18 protein-coding genes, 3 tRNA genes and 1 rRNA gene are annotated in these 17,504 nt (G+C 60.8%); 6 read left to right on the forward strand and 16 right to left on the reverse strand.

The window, feature by feature from the left end; all coding sequences use genetic code 11:
• Positions 1–225: 225 nt before the first annotated feature.
• The 7 genes from F568_RS0120960 to F568_RS0120995 form a co-directional block, all read right to left on the reverse strand.
• Positions 226–301, reverse strand: a tRNA-Thr gene (locus F568_RS0120960).
• A gap of 26 nt (positions 302–327) precedes the next feature.
• Positions 328–402, reverse strand: a tRNA-Gln gene (locus F568_RS0120965).
• A 6-nt stretch (positions 403–408) separates the two neighbouring features.
• A tRNA-Phe gene (locus F568_RS0120970) sits at positions 409–484 on the reverse strand.
• A gap of 104 nt (positions 485–588) precedes the next feature.
• A complete protein-coding gene (locus tag F568_RS0120975) occupies positions 589–861 on the reverse strand; it encodes an oxidative damage protection protein (RefSeq protein ID WP_019020720.1) in 273 nt (90 codons plus the stop codon).
• Positions 858–1,955 carry an A/G-specific adenine glycosylase gene (gene mutY / locus F568_RS0120980; RefSeq protein ID WP_019020721.1) on the reverse strand — a complete coding sequence of 366 codons (1,098 nt, stop codon included), beginning with the start codon at positions 1,953–1,955 and terminating at the stop codon, positions 858–860. Before mutY ends, F568_RS0120975 begins: the two co-directional genes overlap by 4 nt.
• 112 nt (positions 1,956–2,067) lie before the next feature.
• The gene (locus tag F568_RS0120990; RefSeq protein WP_019020722.1) at positions 2,068–4,377 is read right to left on the reverse strand and encodes an AsmA family protein; all 2,310 of its coding nucleotides are present in this window, start codon (positions 4,375–4,377) and stop codon (positions 2,068–2,070) included.
• Complete coding sequence (locus tag F568_RS0120995; RefSeq protein WP_019020723.1) at positions 4,374–4,826, reverse strand: acetyl-CoA sensor PanZ family protein; 453 nt, start codon at positions 4,824–4,826, stop codon at positions 4,374–4,376. Before F568_RS0120995 ends, F568_RS0120990 begins: the two co-directional genes overlap by 4 nt.
• 204 nt (positions 4,827–5,030) lie before the next feature.
• On the opposite strand from F568_RS0120995, the gene hisB reads away from it, so the two are divergent.
• The 4 genes from hisB (at position 5,031) to hisF (ending at position 7,934) form a co-directional block, all read left to right on the forward strand.
• Complete coding sequence (hisB, locus tag F568_RS0121000; RefSeq protein WP_026300698.1) at positions 5,031–5,624, forward strand: imidazoleglycerol-phosphate dehydratase HisB; 594 nt, start codon at positions 5,031–5,033, stop codon at positions 5,622–5,624.
• Positions 5,625–5,646: 22 nt separating this feature from the next.
• Positions 5,647–6,288: an imidazole glycerol phosphate synthase subunit HisH gene (hisH, locus tag F568_RS0121005; protein ID WP_019020725.1), complete on the forward strand. Its 642-nt coding sequence runs from the start codon at positions 5,647–5,649 to the stop codon at positions 6,286–6,288.
• A gap of 102 nt (positions 6,289–6,390) precedes the next feature.
• The gene (hisA, locus tag F568_RS0121010) at positions 6,391–7,158 is read left to right on the forward strand and encodes a 1-(5-phosphoribosyl)-5-[(5-phosphoribosylamino)methylideneamino]imidazole-4-carboxamide isomerase (RefSeq protein WP_019020726.1); all 768 of its coding nucleotides are present in this window, start codon (positions 6,391–6,393) and stop codon (positions 7,156–7,158) included.
• Positions 7,159–7,160: 2 nt separating this feature from the next.
• On the forward strand, positions 7,161–7,934 hold the full coding sequence (gene hisF, locus F568_RS0121015; protein WP_019020727.1) for an imidazole glycerol phosphate synthase subunit HisF: 774 nt from the start codon (positions 7,161–7,163) through the stop codon (positions 7,932–7,934).
• A 37-nt stretch (positions 7,935–7,971) separates the two neighbouring features.
• Here hisF and F568_RS0121020 read toward each other — a convergent pair whose 3' ends face one another.
• Together F568_RS0121020 and F568_RS0121025 are read right to left on the reverse strand one after the other, a co-directional pair.
• Entirely contained in the window at positions 7,972–8,571 is a 600-nt protein-coding gene (locus F568_RS0121020) for a YjaG family protein (protein WP_019020728.1), read from the reverse strand.
• Positions 8,572–8,596: 25 nt separating this feature from the next.
• Positions 8,597–8,893 (reverse strand): MGMT family protein, encoded by a 297-nt coding sequence (locus tag F568_RS0121025; protein ID WP_019020729.1) that lies wholly within the window; start codon positions 8,891–8,893, stop codon positions 8,597–8,599.
• 90 nt (positions 8,894–8,983) lie between these two features.
• Between F568_RS0121025 and F568_RS0121030 the strand changes: the two genes are divergently transcribed.
• Positions 8,984–9,676: a type 1 glutamine amidotransferase gene (locus F568_RS0121030; RefSeq protein ID WP_019020730.1), complete on the forward strand. Its 693-nt coding sequence runs from the start codon at positions 8,984–8,986 to the stop codon at positions 9,674–9,676.
• A 3-nt stretch (positions 9,677–9,679) separates the two neighbouring features.
• On the opposite strand, the gene mnmH is transcribed toward F568_RS0121030, so the two are convergent.
• The 6 genes from mnmH to F568_RS0121060 form a co-directional block, all read right to left on the reverse strand.
• On the reverse strand, positions 9,680–10,771 hold the full coding sequence (gene mnmH / locus F568_RS0121035) for a tRNA 2-selenouridine(34) synthase MnmH (protein WP_019020731.1): 1,092 nt from the start codon (positions 10,769–10,771) through the stop codon (positions 9,680–9,682).
• Complete coding sequence (gene selD / locus F568_RS0121040; RefSeq protein ID WP_019020732.1) at positions 10,768–11,805, reverse strand: selenide, water dikinase SelD; 1,038 nt, start codon at positions 11,803–11,805, stop codon at positions 10,768–10,770. Before selD ends, mnmH begins: the two co-directional genes overlap by 4 nt.
• Positions 11,806–11,860: 55 nt before the next feature.
• Entirely contained in the window at positions 11,861–13,234 is a 1,374-nt protein-coding gene (gene radA / locus F568_RS0121045) for a DNA repair protein RadA (RefSeq protein ID WP_026300699.1), read from the reverse strand.
• A gap of 116 nt (positions 13,235–13,350) precedes the next feature.
• The gene (locus F568_RS0121050; RefSeq protein WP_019020734.1) at positions 13,351–13,806 is read right to left on the reverse strand and encodes a copper resistance protein NlpE N-terminal domain-containing protein; all 456 of its coding nucleotides are present in this window, start codon (positions 13,804–13,806) and stop codon (positions 13,351–13,353) included.
• Positions 13,807–13,910: 104 nt separating this feature from the next.
• Positions 13,911–15,008, reverse strand: coding sequence for an alkene reductase (locus F568_RS0121055; protein WP_019020735.1), 1,098 nt, complete (start codon positions 15,006–15,008; stop codon positions 13,911–13,913).
• Positions 15,009–15,100: 92 nt separating this feature from the next.
• Positions 15,101–15,988: an AEC family transporter gene (locus F568_RS0121060; protein ID WP_019020736.1), complete on the reverse strand. Its 888-nt coding sequence runs from the start codon at positions 15,986–15,988 to the stop codon at positions 15,101–15,103.
• A 111-nt stretch (positions 15,989–16,099) separates the two neighbouring features.
• Here F568_RS0121060 and hisC point away from each other — a divergent pair, with 111 nt between their 5' ends.
• Positions 16,100–17,155, forward strand: coding sequence for a histidinol-phosphate transaminase (hisC, locus tag F568_RS0121065; protein ID WP_026300700.1), 1,056 nt, complete (start codon positions 16,100–16,102; stop codon positions 17,153–17,155).
• A gap of 103 nt (positions 17,156–17,258) precedes the next feature.
• Here hisC and rrf read toward each other — a convergent pair.
• Positions 17,259–17,374, reverse strand: a 5S ribosomal RNA gene (rrf, locus tag F568_RS0121070).
• Positions 17,375–17,504: the final 130 nt, after the last annotated feature.

The following is a 17,504-nucleotide window of genomic DNA, read 5'->3' on the forward strand; positions in this document are numbered from 1 at the left end:
ACCCTTTTTGTTTTACACAGGATCTGCAACAGAAAATTTGAAAAATGAAGCGATATCAAAAGGAGCTGACGGTCTAATTGACAGACCACTTGAGCTGTTCTCACAAGTCATGAAAGTGTTGGGATCAGTAAAATAGTTACGCTAAGTGTTACGTTTATCACAAAAAAAAGCCGCCTCGAAGGGCGACCTCTTTGCTACAACAGCCTGATTGATCAGGCTTACCCGTGGTGCCGGCACCAGGAGTCGAACCCGGGACCTACTGATTACAAGTCAGTTGCTCTACCAACTGAGCTATGCCGGCATGGGTAACACATAATAAGGTTGGCGTGGCTGGGGTACCAGGATTCGAACCTGGGAATGCCGATACCAAAAACCGGTGCCTTACCACTTGGCGATACCCCAGCAGTGTGGTGGCCAGAGACGGAATCGAACCGCCGACACGGGGATTTTCAATCCCCTGCTCTACCAACTGAGCTATCTGGCCGCTGCCAACGGGGACATATTTAAACGCAAAGCTTCGCGACGGTCAAGCCTTTTCATTTCAAAAAGATGGCGAGTATGGCTTACGTCTCGCCGACCGTCGGAAACTCAGGCTTTCGGCGGTACGTATCCCTCGGCCTGGTCGGTATCGCGATTGTCCAGGAAGCGTTCCATCTGCTCCATGAGGTACTCGCGAGCCTGTGGGTCGAGCAGGTTGAGGTGCTTCTCGTTGATCAGGCGCGTCTGGTGCGCCTGCCACTCTTCCCAGGCTTTCCGGGATACGGTGCGTTGGATCTCGAGCCCTTTCTCGCCGGGCAGCGGCGGGAAAGGCAATGCCTCAAGCTCCTGCTGATACTTACGGCACAAAACGGTCTGGCTCATGGCGTGTCCTCTTCGGCGTGGGTAGGCAGTTGCTGCAGCATGTCCAGCAGCGACTTGACCGGCGCGGCTAGACCGATGCTGACAGGTGTACGCGGGTTATACCAGAGACGGCCCGACTCGGTCACGGCACCGGACGGCTGTGCCAGTGTCACTGGCTGCGGCAGGATAGTCAGGCGGAAGTGGCTGAATGTATGCGTAAACGCCTGCCATGGCGCCTCACGGTGCGCCCCAGGTGCATGGCTGTCGAGCCAGGCCTGTAGCGCCTTGTCGTCATCGAACTGAGGAAAGCACCATAATCCACCCCAAATCCCGCTGGGAGGGCGCTGCTCAAGCAAGACCCCGCCCTGACCGTCACTTAGTAGCAGCATGATCGTGCTGCGCTCAGGCAGCACCTTCTTGGGCTTGGGCTCGGGGAACCGCCGCTCCTCGCCCCGGGCATGGGCGACACAGACATCCTCGAAGGGACATAGCAGGCAACTCGGCTTACCACGCGTGCAGAGCGTCGCCCCCAGATCCATCATGGCCTGGCTGTAGTCGGGCAAGCGGTGATCGGGAGTGTAGTGCTCAGCCAGTCGCCATAGCTCGCGCTCCACTGGCGTTTTCCCAGGCCAGCCCGCGACGGCATGTAGCCGCGCCAGCACCCGCTTGACGTTTCCGTCGAGGATCACTGCGCGTCGACCAGTGCTAATGCTGATGATTGCCCCTGCCGTGGACCTACCAATACCCGGCAACGCCGACATGGCCTCATGGCTATGCACAGGGAAGTGCCCGCCATATTCAGCAACGACCACCTGGGCGGCGCGATGCAGGTTACGGGCTCGTGCGTAATAGCCCAGGCCGGTCCATAGGTGGAGCACCTCGTCCTGCTCGGCAGCAGCCAGATCTTCGACCCGCGGAAACCTGGCCATGAAACGCTCATAATAGGGGATGACGGTGGTCACCTGCGTTTGCTGCAGCATGATTTCCGAGACCCAAACCCGGTAAGGTGTCTTGTCGTGCTGCCAAGGAAGCGTCTTGCGTCCGTAGTGATCGAACCACTCGAACAGGCGTACCTGGAAGGCATCGGGCGTCAGGTTGATGGAATGTGCTTGCATCATGTTTCCGGACATAAAAAAAGCGCCGATGGGGGAATCGGCGCAGGACTGGCTTATTGAAGTGTCGATGCCGCCGCCCAATCAGGGCGACGACGGAACGACACGATGATGCTCATTCGAATAGACCGCGGATCGCGTTGCGAAGTTCCTTACTTTTATCCTCGCCGAGGCGCTCCTCGATCTTCTCGCTGATTTTTTCGGCGGCTTTCTGCTTGACCTCGTCGCGGGCCAGCGAGGTCAAGGCCTTCTCGAACGCATTGCGGTCGAAGCGACACCACTGCTTGGGTTCGCCATCCAGGCTACCTTCGCAGTGCACCGGTAATGGCACGCGTTCCAGACGCGGATTGACGTTGCAGGCGGCATCCGCAGTATCCACGAAGCGGGCTCGCGCGTCGTAGGCAAATCGCTCCGTCGGAAGATTAAGCTCTCCCGCCCCGGTGAGCTCGATACCGGGAATCGCGATGTGCAGGTCCTCGTTATGTACCACACCGTTGGTGACGGTGAGGTTAGCATCGAGGCGGTCGAAGCGTGTATCCGGGCTCCACTCGCGGCTCGTGGTCTCGCCTTCGAGCATGGCGACCGCTGTGCACAACTCCTGGGATACATTGACGTCGAAGATCGCGCCATCGGCAATATGGAACGCAGCCTTTCCATTAAGGTTGCGCTCAAGCGTATCGAGACTATTGGTCCGCGAGGTGAATTCGCCGTTGAGATTGAGACGGCCCCGCAAGGGGGAGGGTTCGCCACTGAAGTCCTCGACCAGCGGCACGACCTGGACGTTTTCCAGGCGCGGCGCAAACGTCCAGCGAATCGGCGTCTCGCGCACGTTCAAGCTGGCCGTTGTGTTGAGCGTACCATCGTAGAGTTTGGCCGTGAACGACTCCAGGCGATGAATGCCCTTCTCTCCTGTCAACTTCAGCGAGGGCGACAGCAACGTTCCTCCTTTGACCTTGACCTCATCGAAGGCCAGCTGGCCGTCGACGGCCAAACCACGCAACAGCTCCACTGGCACCAGCTCGCCGGAGGCCTCCTGAGCATAGGCCGGCAGGATGCCTATGCCGTTGAGCCAGGCTGTCTCTTCGTCCGTCGCGGCCTTTTCCTCGCTGATTGGCGGTAGATAATTATCGAGGTCGAGGCGGTCCCCTTGCAGGTCAAAGTTGACGGACTGGCCATCCAACCCCGCGCCCAGCCGCCCAGTCAGGGTGGTTTCATCAAGTACCAGGGTCAGACCGGTCAGAGTGACCTGGTCCAGGTTACCCTTGAGCGGACTGGTAAGAGCAACTTCGCTCAGGGCTTCATCATTGGCGGTGTCGAGTTCGACGCCGAACCGTTCCAGCCAAGGACGCAATGACAGCGGCGCGAGATTGACCTGGCCGGTATAGCTGGGTGCCGTCATCAGATCGGCCAATGACAGCGTACCGGAAAGCTTGAGGTTCTTGCCGCTGGTCAGCAGGAGATCGCGAACCTGGGCAGTGCCCTGCTGCGTATTGGCCTCGGCGGCAAACGTCAGCGTCGCCGGCAACGGCTCACTTCCCAGGGAGGGGTGCTCGAAGTTGGCCGTGACTTCAGCTTCATCGAGCTGGAAGTGGCCATTAGCAAGCTCGGCTACGACCCGGTTGGCCTCGAGCGATACCTCCTGATCGCGCTCCTGAAACTCGGCCAGTTGGGTTAAGGTCTTTAAGCTCAGGTCTTGAAACGTATAGCGGTCTTCCTCCAGGCCGAGACGCACCTTGCTCTGTAGCGAGACGTCACTGGTCAGGCCTGGGGCAACACTTTCAATCACGAAGCTGGCCTTGAGCGGAAAGGCCTTGGCCGGATTGACGTTGGTCCCGGTCAACGCCAGATCACGCAGTGTAACGTCCAGGTCACTTCCGGCATCGGCGTAGCGGATGCGGCTGTTCTCCACCTGCACCCGGGCGATGTCCAACGCGATGCCTGTCTCCTTTTCAACGCCGCTGGCCGGAATCGTTGTGGCGGCCGGTTGGGCGTCGCCCTGCGTTGCCGCGTCATCGATCTTTTCAAGCAGAACTTCCCAGTTACCTTGGCCCTGCGCATCACGCTCCAGGTCAAGCCGCATCCCATCGAGGATCAGTCCATCAATAGCGACCTTACCGGACAGCAACGGCGCGAAGGCCATGCTCACCTCGGCCCGCTCGATAGCGGCAAACGCTGTCTCATCGTGGGGCTGACGAGGCAGCCAGGCGCGTGCGTCTTCCACGCTGACCCCTAGGCGCGGGTAGAACGACCAGTTCAGAGGACCGTCCAGAGCCAGCTCCAACCCACTCTGCTGGCGAACGGTGTCGATCAGGCGAGGCTTGAGATCGTTGGGGTCGAAAAACGTGGTGATATAAACCACGGCACCGACCACTACCAGGCCCAATACACCGATAATAGCCAGCAGCGCTCGCACCAGCCCTTTCATTGGCATCCTCCTGACGCTAAGGGATTGAGTTCGAAATAAGAGCCGTTCGCCTCGAGCTTGTATCCCAGGCGCGCCAGCAATAACTGATCCTCGAGATGCAACTGCGAGGCCTCGGTGCGTAGCACGGCGCCCTGATCATGGGCTGTCTCGGCAATCAGAATCAGCAGTCGCGAGCCCACGCCGCGCCGCCGCGTAGTTTTGCGCACACAGAAATGCGACAGCCACCAGACTTCAGCCTGCTTGATGATACGTACTGCCGCCAACAGGCGATCATTGAACAGGGCGCAGCAAAAGACACCGCCATGCTCGAGATGTTCACGAACGAAAGCATCGGGTGATCGCGGCAGTCGCTCCACCGGTGCGTCGTGATAGATGCGTGACAGGTCCGTGCGGACCTGCTCCTCGGCCGTCCAGCGGGCGTGATCGACTTCCTCTAGCGTTACCGGCATGCATCGTCTCCCCTGACGGAACGACAATGCCGCCGCTCCCGTTCTTGTGCCCGCATTGTAGCGGATGGGCGTAGCGATTCTCTATAATGGCAGGCTCGGTTGATGCCGCATGCGCTAGGCGATGTGCGTTGGCCAACATGCATCCGGTGTCGCAAGCCGGAATCGAAAGCCCGTAGGGAGAAAGCTCGGATGGAAAGCCCGACGATAACCGAGCGTGTCGCCACGGTGTCACGCGACACCTCTGAAACCCAGATCACGGTGACCGTGAACCTTGACGGCACTGGCCGCTTCAAGGCCGAGACCGGCGTGCCCTTTCTGGATCATATGCTCGATCAGATCGCCCGCCATGGCCTGATTGATCTCGACATCGTTGCCAAGGGCGACCTGCACATCGACGATCACCATACGGTTGAAGATCTCGGCATTACGCTTGGCCAAGCCTTCGACCAGGCGATCGGCGACAAGCGCGGCATTCGTCGTTATGGTCATGCCTATGTGCCGCTGGACGAAGCGCTTTCTCGGGTGGTGATCGACTTTTCCGGTCGCCCGGGGCTGTTCATGGATGTCGAATTCACCCGAGCCGCTATCGGCCGGCTGGACACGCAGCTTTTCTGGGAGTTCTTTCAGGGCTTCGTCAATCACGCCCGGGTAACGCTACACATCGACAACATCAAGGGCTTCAATGCCCACCATCAGGCCGAGACCATTTTCAAGGCCTTCGGCCGCGCCCTGCGCATGGCGGTGGAGCCGGACCCACGCATGGCCGGGCAGATGCCTTCAACCAAGGGCTGCCTTTGATCACCAACTGCGAGGAGCGAGCATGACGATTGCCGTCATTGACTATGGCATGGGAAATCTCCACTCGGTGGCCAAGGCCCTCGAGCATGTCACCCATGAACACGTGGTGATTACCCGTGATCCCCGCAGCATTCGCGGGGCGACCCGCTTGGTTCTGCCGGGTCAGGGCGCCATGCGCGATTGTATGGGCGAGCTCCAGCGCGCCGAGCTGCATGGATTGGTGCAGGAGCTGTTGACCTCCCAGGCCAAGCCGCTGCTGGGTATCTGTGTCGGACAGCAGATGCTGATGGAGCGCAGCGAGGAGAATGGTGGCATCGATTGCCTGGGCTTCCTGCCGGGTCAGGTGCGTCATTTCGGCCAGGACTTGCGCGATAGCGAGGATCGACGGCTCAAGGTTCCGCACATGGGCTGGAATCAAGTTACCCAGCGCCATGCCCATCCACTCTGGGAAGGCATCGAGGACGGCGCGCGCTTTTACTTCGTGCATAGCTACTACGTCGAGGCCGCACGCGACGAGGATATCTTCGGCGCCACCCAGTACGGTGGTATCGAGGCCCACGTGGCAACCGGTCGCGAAGCCGTCTTCGCGACCCAGTTTCATCCCGAGAAGAGCGCCGATGCCGGATTGCGGCTGCTGGAGAACTTCGTCAATTGGGCGCCTTGAGCGCGTCAGAAAACCTCTGCACGTGAGGGCAAACTCCCTCCCGATCCGCCATTACGTTTCACTGCGCACTGGTGACTTCCGGTGCGCTCATGAGGACATGACATGTTGGTTATTCCCGCCATTGATCTCAAGGACGGCCAATGCGTCCGCCTCAAGCAGGGCCGCATGGATGACGCTACGAGCTACGGCGACGACCCGGTGGCCATGGCGGCGCGCTGGGTCGAGACCGGTGCGCGTCGCCTGCACCTGGTGGACCTCAACGGCGCCTTCGAGGGCAAGCCGGTCAATGGCCAGGCGGTAACGGCCATTGCCCGTGCCTACCCCGACCTGCCGATCCAGATCGGCGGCGGTATCCGTTCGGCCCAGACCATCGAGCATTACCTGGATGCCGGTGTTTCCTACGTGATCATCGGCACCAAAGCGGTCAAGGATCCGGCGTTCGTCACCGAAATGTGCCGGCTGTTCGAAGGCCATGTCATTGTCGGTCTCGATGCCCGCGACGGTTTTGTGGCCACCGACGGCTGGGCGGAGGTATCGACCGTCAAGGCCACTGACCTGGCCAAGCGCTTCGCCGACGATGGCGTATCGTCTATCGTTTATACCGACATTGCTCGTGACGGCATGATGCAGGGTGTAAACATCGAGGCCACAGTAGAACTGGCTCGTGAAGGCGGCCTGCCGGTGATTGCCTCCGGCGGAGTCACCAACCTCGACGACATTCGCGGCCTGGCACGCGTCGCCGACCAGGGTATTCTTGGTGCCATTACCGGTCGCGCCATCTACGAAGGTTCGCTGAACGTTGCCGAAGCGCAGCGGATCTGTGACGAATTGGGCGACGAGCCCGACGGCAACGCACCCCGGGAGGATTGATCATGGGCCTGGCCAAACGCATCATTCCCTGCCTAGACGTCGACGCCGGCCGCGTGGTCAAGGGCGTCAACTTCGTCGGTATCCGTGACGCCGGCGACCCGGTGGAGATCGCCAAGCGCTACAATCAGCAGGGCGCCGACGAGATCACCTTTCTGGACATCACCGCCAGCCATGAAGACCGAGACACCACCGTGGAGATGGTCGAACGCATCGCTGGCGAGGTGTTCATTCCGCTCACCGTGGGCGGCGGCATTCGCACCTGTGAAGACATTCGCACGATGCTTAACGCGGGGGCCGACAAGGTCTCGATCAACACCGCCGCAGTGACCAATCCCGACTTCGTGCGCGAAGCCGCCGATCGGTTCGGCAGCCAGTGCATCGTCGTGGCCATCGACGCCAAGCGAGTATCCGGGGAAGGCGAAACGCCGCGGTGGGAAATCTTCACCCATGGCGGACGTAAGCCCACTGGGCTCGATGCCGTGGACTGGGCCCGAAAGATGGTGGACTACGGCGCTGGCGAACTGCTGCTGACCAGCATGGACCGCGACGGTACCAAGGCAGGTTTCGACCTGGGCGTGACCCGATCCATTTCCGATGCCGTCGCCGTACCGGTTATCGCCTCTGGCGGTGTGGGTAATCTTGACCACCTGGTGGAAGGCGTGACGAAAGGGGCCGCCGATGCGGTACTCGCCGCAAGCATCTTCCACTTCGGCGAGTATACGATTCCCGATGCAAAGCGTTACATGGCCGAGCATGGCATCGAAATGCGCCTGTAGCGCCAACTCACATGCCAGGCGATAGGGGTGGCGTCGTCTAGTCCAGGCTCAGGCCCAGATTACTGACGCCACCATTGCGGCCGAAGCGACGCAGTGATTTGAGGTCATCGCGCCCCAACTCGTCCTCGACTCGCTCGAGTACGGCCAGCTGGAAGTCGAACTCGACGTCCATGAGCGGATGCTGACGAATCCGCTCTGCGTTGCGCTCGGCATCGTCCTCGTCGCTGCCTTCAGTCATTTCGATGAAGGCTTGCACTCCGTTACGTGAGACCTGGCTGACTTCCTGCGGTGCTTCTTCTGCTTCGCCCTGCAAGGCATCAAGTAGCGCCGACAGGGCCACCACGGTCTCAACGGCACGCCGGGCGCCGAAGCTGTCATCGTCAGACGGTGGCTCGAGCTCTGCCAGCTTTTCGGCCTGGCGGGCGAAGTCGATGCGTGCCTCACGCACCAGCAACGCCTCCCAGACCAGATCCAGCACGACACGCAGGCCCTGGGGCTCGCCCTGCCCGGTCATCTGGGCATAAAGCGTATAGTTAGGCAGCAACCGTTCGCACAGCGCCGCCATGAAGGCCAATCGCTGGCGCTTGTTCAGACTGACTAGCCGGGCCTTGAATCCTGCCGCGGGTGTCGGGTTCATCTCAGATTCCTTGGTTGTTCTCATATCAGGGCCACAACAGCTCGGCATTGATACGTCCACGGGCATCGAAGGCCACCCCTTCGGCCCGCAACTGCTCACGCTGACGTACCGCCCCGCCATGCTCGGTGACCTTAAGACTGGCATTGACGACCCGGTGCCAGGGCAGACCATGCCCGTCGGGCAGTTGCCCCATGGCACGCCCAACCATGCGCGCCGTGGCGCCATCAGTCATTTTCGCCACACGGCCGTAGGTCGTCACGCGCCCTTCGGGGATACGCGACACGATAGTATAGATCTGCTCCAGCAGCTCACTCCGGGACATCCCTCACCTCACCATAAGCCTTCACAAAATCGGCTCGACGGCCCTTCAGCACTGGACGCCGCCGCCGAGCTTAACCATCATGACGACATCATGCATATCTACTTTCTACAGCACGCTGCCTACGATGGCCCCGCTCGACTGGCCGATTGGCTCACCGGCATGGGGCACAGCCACAACACATTTCACCTGCATGCTGGCGAGCCACCGCCCCGGCTTGAGGACTGCGACGGGCTGATCCTGCTCGACGGCCCGCAGGAACTCGACGACACCGAGCAGTATCCCTGGCTCCGCCGCGAGAAGAAGCTGGTCAATCGTGCCCTGAAAAGCGGCAAGCCGATCCTGGGGATCGGCTTCGGGGCCCGCCTGATCGCAACCGGCCTGGGCGCCGTCGTATCACAAGGTACCTACGCCGAAACCGGCTGGCACACCGTCACGCTGGCGCCGGACAGCCCCTTCGATCTGCCCGAGCACTTCGAGGCCTTCCACTGGCACCGCGACATCTTCGGCCTGCCCGAAGATGCATTGCCGCTGGGCGCCAGCTCGGCCAGCCCGGTGCAGGGCTTCGCCTGGGATCGCGGCCGCGTGGTCGGCTTGCAGTGCCGACTAGAAGCAACCCATAGCAGTGTCGAGTCGCTCCTCCCCCATGTGCCTCCTGCACTGGAACAACAGGGTCCTTACGTCCAGAGCCGTGAGGAAATACTCGCCGATCCACGGCGCTTCGATCAGCTCGCCGCACTGCTCGATCGCGTCATGCTGCGTTGGCTGGCAAGCCCTGTGGGGTGACGGTCAGATCGGCTGGCGGTCCTGCCAGTCATGGGCAAACGCCAGGCAACTCTCCCAGTCGCCAACGTGCAGAAAGGTCTTGTCCTGCTTTTCAAGTTGGTGCCGGTACAGCGGGTCGTAATACTCAGTGAGCAGCGGCGCCAGCCAGGCCTCGTGCGCCTGGGGGTTACCCTGCGCGTGCTCGCGGAAGGCGAGTTGCTGCAAACGTTGTAGGCGCGCTAGCCGGGCTGCACCAAGCCGCTTGCGTAGCCGGCCCAGGGCACTGCTCAACTGCTTGCGCATCAGTGCCCAACCCAGCCATTCTCCGTACTGACCGCTATAGACTGCCCATAAGTCCTCGATATAGTCCTTGTGGATGCGCGCCAATCGCCAATCCAGCGGCATCTCCACGCGAATGCGGGGCGCATGCTCCATGGCTTGCCAGAACGCCAGCGGCACATTGGCGGTACCAATGTGCCGCGACTCATCCTCGACTACACAAGGCCCGGGTATGCTCAGCAGGCGCAACCCCATGGCATGCTCGAAATCAATCTGCGCCGGAGCAGGTAGCGGATGCCGGCCGAAGGCGGAGCCCTTGTGACGTGCACATGCCTCAAGATCAAGCCCCGCCCCGAGCTGCTGGATCAGTTCGGTCTTGGCGCAACCGGTCAGGCCGCCCACCACCAGCAAGGGCCGCTCGGCAGCAGCATCGATACGCGAACACAGCGCATGCCGCATGGCCTTCCAGCCACCACGGATGCGCGGCTGTTCAACCCCCTCGTCAGCCAGCCACTGCTGGACGATCTGCGAACGCAGGCCGCCCCGATAGCAGTAGATGAGTGCGTCGGGGTGCGCCTCCAGTGCCTGACGCCATGCGGCCAGCCGTGAGCGGCGAATCCCGCCGGAGACCAGCCGTTTCCCTAGAGCGATAGCCGCCTGCTGGCCTTCCTGCTTGTAGCAGATGCCCACCTGGCGTCGTTCCTCGTCCCCCATCAGAGGCAAATTGATTGCGCCAGGCAGCGCCCCTTGGGCGAACTCGACCGGCGCGCGCACATCAATCAGCCGCCGTCCCTGGCGGAGCCATTCAAGATCCGGCTCGACCAGCGGCAATGTCATCCACGCACCTCGATCAGGGCCTCACCATCGGCCTTGAGGCATTCGCCAAAGGGCTGCAGGTCGAGTTCATAAGCCCGCCCGATACGCTCGACGTCATCGGACCAGGACGGATGCACGGCAAGCAATAGACCGCCGGAGGTCTGCGGATCACAGAGCCACTGCCAATGAGTTTCATCCATGGCCGGCAATTTGCTCCCCAGCGCGTTACGGTTACGCTCGCTGCCGCCAGGCACGGCTCCCTGCCGCCGGTAGGCTTCGGCTTCGGCCAGGCGCGGCAACCGATTGAAATCGATCCTCGCCTTCACTCCACTGGCGGCACATACCTCGGCAAGGTGGCCGGCCAACCCGAAACCGGTAATGTCGGTCATGGCATGTACGCCGGATACACGTGCCAGCTCGCTGCCGATGACGTTGGGGATCAGCATGGTCTCGCGCGCCAAGTCGTGATGCCCGGCCTGGAGCAGCCCCTTTTTCTCGGCAGTGGTGAGCAGCCCGACGCCCAGTGGCTTGGTGAGATAGAGTAGATCACCCGGCTGCGCGCCCTTGTTGAGCTTGAGGTAGTCGAGATCGACCAGACCGTTGACGGACAGCCCGAAGATCGGTTCGGACGAATCGATAGAATGGCCTCCAGCCAGGGCCAACCCTAACTCGCGGCATACCGACTGCGCACCGGCCACCACGTCACCGGCGATGTCGGCGCCGAGCTTGTCGAGCGGCCAGCCGAGGATGCCCAGGGCCATGACCGGTGTTCCGCCCATGGCGTAGACATCACTAATGGCGTTGGTCGCGGCAATACGGCCGAAGTCGAACGGATCATCGACGATGGGCATGAAAAAATCGGTCGTCGCGATCATCCCACGTCCATCACCCAAGTCGTAGACGGCGGCGTCCTCACGCCCTTGGTTGCCCACGATCAGGCGTGCGTTGCTGGCTCCGGGGCCAGCCTTGCTGAGTATGCTGTCTAGAACATCGGGGGCGATCTTGCAGCCGCAACCAGCCCCGTGGCTGTATTGGGTCAGGCGAATGGCGCTCATCGGTTACCTCCTTGCAAACTGTCATATGATTCTACCGCAGTAATACGCTGCAGCCTCATAGCGCTTCCAGCGCCTCGGCGAGCTTGTCGACGGCGATCACCTGCATGCCGTCCGGCATCGTCTTGGGCACATTGGCTTTGGGTACGATAGCCCGGGTAAAACCGTGCTTGGCCGCTTCGATGATGCGCTCCTGCCCACTGGGTACCGGGCGTATCTCACCAGACAAGCCAACTTCACCGAATACCACCAGTTCACGCGGCAACGAGCGATTCTGCAAGCTCGAGACGACCGCCAGCAGGACAGCCAGGTCGGCACTAGTCTCGAGCACCTTGACGCCACCCACCACATTGAGAAAGACATCCTGATCGCCGGTAAACAACCCACCGTGCTTGTTCAGCACCGCCAACAGCATGGCCAAGCGATTGCCATCAACCCCCACCGCCACACGACGTGGATTGCCGAGGGCAGACTCGTCGACAAGCGCCTGTACCTCGACCAGAATTGGCCGGGTGCCCTCCCATACCACCATGACCAGGCTACCCGGTGCCTGTTCCTCGGCACGTGAAAGGAAGATCGCACTGGGGTTCTTCACTTCCTTCATGCCATGCTCAAGCATGGCGAACACACCCAGCTCGTTAACGGCTCCGAAACGGTTCTTCTGGCCGCGCAGGGTCCGGAAGCGGGAGTCGGCGCCACCTTCCAGGAGCAACGAAGCGTCGATCATGTGCTCCAGCACCTTGGGGCCGGCCAACGTGCCGTCCTTGGTGACGTGCCCGACCAGCAGCAACACGGTATTGGTTTGTTTGGCGAAACGCGTGAGGGCACTGGCCGACTCGCGCACCTGGGCCACGCCGCCGGGCGCCGAGCTGATATCCTCCAGGTGCATGGTCTGGATGGAGTCGATGATCAGGATCTCTGGCTTCTCGCGCTCGGCGACGCCCAGAATGGTCTCGATGCTGGTTTCAGCAAGCATCTTCAATCCCTGCACTGGTAGCTGCAGCCGGTGCGCCCGCATCGCCACCTGTGACAGCGATTCCTCACCGGTCACATATAGCACCTGACGCTGCTGGGCCAGCTTGCACGCCACCTGCAACAGCAGTGTCGACTTGCCAGCGCCAGGATTGCCTCCAAGCAGCACCGCTGAGCCAGGCACCAGGCCACCTCCCAGCACACGGTCGAACTCGCCGAATGTCGACGACAAACGAGGCACCTCGGTGAGGTCCACCGCGGACAGGTCGACGATCTCTCGCGATACGATGCCCGCATAACCACTACGCCCGCTGGCGGGAGCACTTGCGCCCGGGCGCGACGGCGCCAATCGAACCTCGCTTAACGTATTCCATTCCCGGCAACTGGCGCATTGCCCCTGCCATTTGGTGTACTCGGCGCCACATTCGGTACATACGAAAGCACTTTTCGCTTTAGCCATCGTGGCTCGGTCTCCCCTGCATCGTTACGCCTATTCTACCAGCCACGTCGTCAGGCACTGAAACGCCAAGGGCGGCCTTGAAGGCCGCCCTTGGCAGTGACCGCACAACAACTGAATTACTGACGCTGGAGACGCAGCATCTCGCCATTCTCAAAGCGGCGACGCTGAGGATCGATCAGTTCGAGCGTACTCTCGTCGAGCTTGAGGAAATAATAGATTTGCCCCTCACCCTGCGGCGTCAGCTCGTACACGGTTGCCTCAGGATCGGCCGCAGTGCCGCTGAGTACATCCCATTGCCCCTGATAGGTTTCAGCGGGCGGGTTCTGCGGGTGCTCACGGTAGTTCGCATCGAGGGTAAAGGTACGCTCAGCGTCGGCTGACGCCTCACTTCCCTCCAGGGCCACTTCGATATCGATACCCGCACAGTTGCGGCACGGCAAGGTACCCTCGTAGATCGCCGCCTGTTCTTCGGCAGTAATCGCGTCGGGCGCTTCCCCCTGCTGAGTGCCGGCTGCACAACCGCCCAGCAATGCCAGCAACGCGGAACCGGCCAGCAACGTCCTGATCTGCATATGTCTCCTCCTAACCAATGGGTGCAGGGCTGCCCTGTTACAGTCAGCTAGGCTACAGCATAGCGGTAAGCTACGCCTGATGACAGAGGCAGCTATGCTCCCGATCAGTCCAGCGTCGGGTAATCAGTATAGCCCTCGGAGCCTCCGCCGTAGAAAGTTGCCGGATCCGGCGCGTTGAGCGTCGCTTCACGCCGGAAGCGCTCGACTAGATCGGGGTTGGCAATGTACGGCCGACCGAAGGCGACAGCATCTCCCAGTCCATCCGAGATCAGGCGTTCAGCCCGCTCTGCCGTGTAGTGTCCGCAGTAGATGAGCGTACCACGGAAGCGATCCCGCAGCTGCCTACGGAAATCATCGCTCAGCTTGGGTCCTTCGCCAGTCCAGTCGGGCTCGTTGATGTGCAGATAGGCAATCTTGCGCAGCGAGAGCTGATCCGCCAAGTAGCGCATCATGGCGTCGGGCTCGTCGTCCGTCAGGCCAAAGATCTCGATGAACGGCGAAAGCCTCACGCCCACCCGGTCGCCCCCCATGATCTGGCTGACCGCATCGACGACCTCGAGCAACAAGCGGGCCCGGTTGACCACATTGCCACCGTAGCGGTCGGTACGCTTGTTCGACCCGGTAGCCAGAAACTGCTGCAGCAGATAGGCATTGGCAGCATGCACCTCAACCATGTCGAACCCGGCCTGCTTGGCACGCTTGGCTGCCTGACGATAGTCATTGATGAGTGAAGGAATCTCGTCGGTTTCCAGGGCGCGAGGCGTACTGGTCGGATGCTGGCCGGATGACCCATCGGCGAATTCGACGAAGCACTGTGCTCCCTCACCGCGAAGCGCACTGGGTGCAACTGGCTGCTGGCCGCTGGGCTGCACCATTTCATGAGAAACGCGCCCGACGTGCCAGAGCTGCAGCGCGATGCGCCCACCTTCATGATGCACGGCATCGACGACTTTCTTCCAGCCGGCTTGCTGTGCATCAGTGTAAATACCCGGCGTGTAGACATAGCCGCGCGCCGTCGGGGATATATTGGTAGCTTCGCTGATGATCAAACCAGCACTGGCACGCTGGGCATAATAAGTCGCCTGCATATCGCCCGGAATGCTGTCAGGCGTACGTGCCCGGGTCAGTGGTGCCATGATCACGCGGTTGGGAAGTTCAAGACGCCCCATGGTCAGCGAGGAAAGTAGTCTGTCGAAAGCCATGCTGTCTCCTTGTGCATCCGTTCGGATCGATGATGACAAGCAACATGGAGATCGTTAGAAAACTAATCAAGGGCGCGGAAACACTATTTCCTTTAACCGCTTCCCAACGAAAAAACGAATCCCAGCACGGCTGGCATGACAACCAGGCTTCCAAGATTGCCGATCAAGACCAGCGATGCGACCTGCTGGGGCTGCTGTCGATACTGCTCGGCCAACAGATAATTGAGTACCGCTGGCGGTAGCGCAGCGAACACCCAGAGAGATGCTGCCTGGAGCCCATCCAAGTCGAGCCAGTGGATAAGCGGCCAAGCCAGCACTAATCCACTAAGTGGACAGGCCACCGCTCCCAGCAAGCCGACCTTCCAATCGCTGAAGTCGACGTCGAGCATGCGCACCCCAAGAGCGAACAACATCAATGGGATGCTGACTCCCCCCAGCATGTTCATGGCCTCGAGCAGCCAGCCTGGCAGGGGAATCCCTCCCAGATTAAAAACCAGCCCCGCCAGGCTGGCGAAGACGATGGGCATGCGCAGTATTCGCCAGACCGGCGTGCGTGGGTCCAGCATGTACAGGCCTACCGAAAAGTGCAGTAGCATCTCGACAATGAACAACACCACTGCAGCGGGCAGGGCCTCCTCGCCAAACGCCAGGACCAGCAAAGGAATCCCCATGTTGCCGGTGTTGTTGAACATCATTGGCGGCAGGAAAGTCTTCAGGTTCAAGCGCAGCACGTGCGCCAAGGGCCACAGTAACAGGCCCGAGCCGAGCACAATGACGACGGCAGCCACGGCCAGCGAGGCGTAATCCTGCAATGGCGCCTGTTGATCCGCCAGCACCGCAAACACCAGCAGCGGCACGAACAGTTCCATGGTCAGGGTATTGAGCCCCCGAATATCCGGTGTCCGATAGCGTCCGTAGAGGGCACCGCACCCTGTGATGAGGAATACCGGCAGTAAGGTAGCAAGTATCTTGGCTATCATGGCGAGATCCGAACCGGGACAAAGCTAGCAGCCTAACATGGCGGTGCTTGCGCGGCCCGACTGCTCGCGTCACCATTGGTATAACGTTCTATCCCACTGATGCGAGACGTCATGAGCAGATTCTGGAGCCCTGAGGTGCGTGAGCTTACCCCTTACGTACCCGGCGAGCAGCCGCGGGAACGCTTGATCAAGCTGAACACCAACGAGAACCCCTACCCACCGGCCCCAGGTGTGGAGCAAGTTCTACGCAGCTATCCTACCGATCACCTGCGCCTCTATCCCGACCCCGATGCCACTGCCCTGCGCGAGGCATTGGCAAGGGAATATGGCGTTGACCCCGAGCAGGTCTTCGTTGGGAACGGCTCCGATGAGGTTCTTGCCCTGGCTTTCCAGACTTTCTTCCGCCAGGACAAGCCACTGCTGATGCCGAGCATTACCTATAGCTTCTACCCGGTCTATTGTCGGCTGTACGGTATCGAGTCTCGCACCCTCGATCTTGATGAGCAGTGGCAGGTTCCGCTGGGCGATATGACCGCTGAAAATGGCGGTATCATTTTCGCCAACCCCAACGCCCCTACGGGCCACGGCCATGGTCGAGATGCCATCGCCGATCTGCTCGAGCGCAACCAGGACAGCGTAGTACTCGTCGATGAGGCTTATGCCGATTTCGGCGGGGAGAGCGCCGTACCGTTAGTGGCACGCTACCCCAATCTGCTGGTAACCGGCACATTCTCCAAGTCGCGCAGCCTTGCCGGGCTTCGCCTGGGCTACGCCATCGGCTCAAGCGAGCTGATCGAGGGACTCGAGCGGGTCAAGAACTCGTTCAACTCCTACCCCATCGACAGCTTGGCAATCGTTGCCGGGGTCGCTGCTCTCGAAGACAAGGCGCACTTCGACGCCTGTCGTGAGCGGGTCATCACCACACGTGAGCGTACCCGGCAGCGCCTGGAAGCCCTGGGCTTCAGGGTATTGCCCTCACAGACCAATTTCCTGCTCGTGACGCATCCGGATTTCAATGCTGGCGAGCTTTTCATCGGGCTACGTGAACGAGGAATTCTGGTGCGGCATTTCAATACGGAAGCGCTGCGAGACTTCATGCGCATTTCCGTCGGCACCGATGACGAGATGAACAGTCTGGGCGAGGCACTGGAAGATCTCTGCCGCTAGCTAGCGATTTGACCTTCAAGCCCAGCCTTGCGCTGGGCTTTTCGTGATTTTCCCTGCCCCAACGAAAAAACCCCAGCCGATTGGCTGGGGTTTTCGAAAAGATGCCTGACGATGACCTACTCTCGCATGGGGAGGCCCCACACTACCATCGGCGCTGAGCGGTTTCACTGCTGAGTTCGGCATGGGGTCAGGTGGGACCCGCTCGCTATGGTCGTCAGGCGTAACTGTGGCATGCTGCGCGTGGCGCAGCACCCGGAAACGGTGCACTTTACAACGTGATCAAGCTGACTGGCGATACGACTCGCGTATCCGTATGTCGTGGCGACCACTACCCGGGCCTCTCAAGGCC

This window comes from Modicisalibacter luteus DSM 23508 (assembly GCF_000378505.1).
In the GTDB taxonomy this organism is placed as follows: Bacteria; Pseudomonadota; Gammaproteobacteria; order Pseudomonadales; family Halomonadaceae; genus Modicisalibacter; species Modicisalibacter luteus.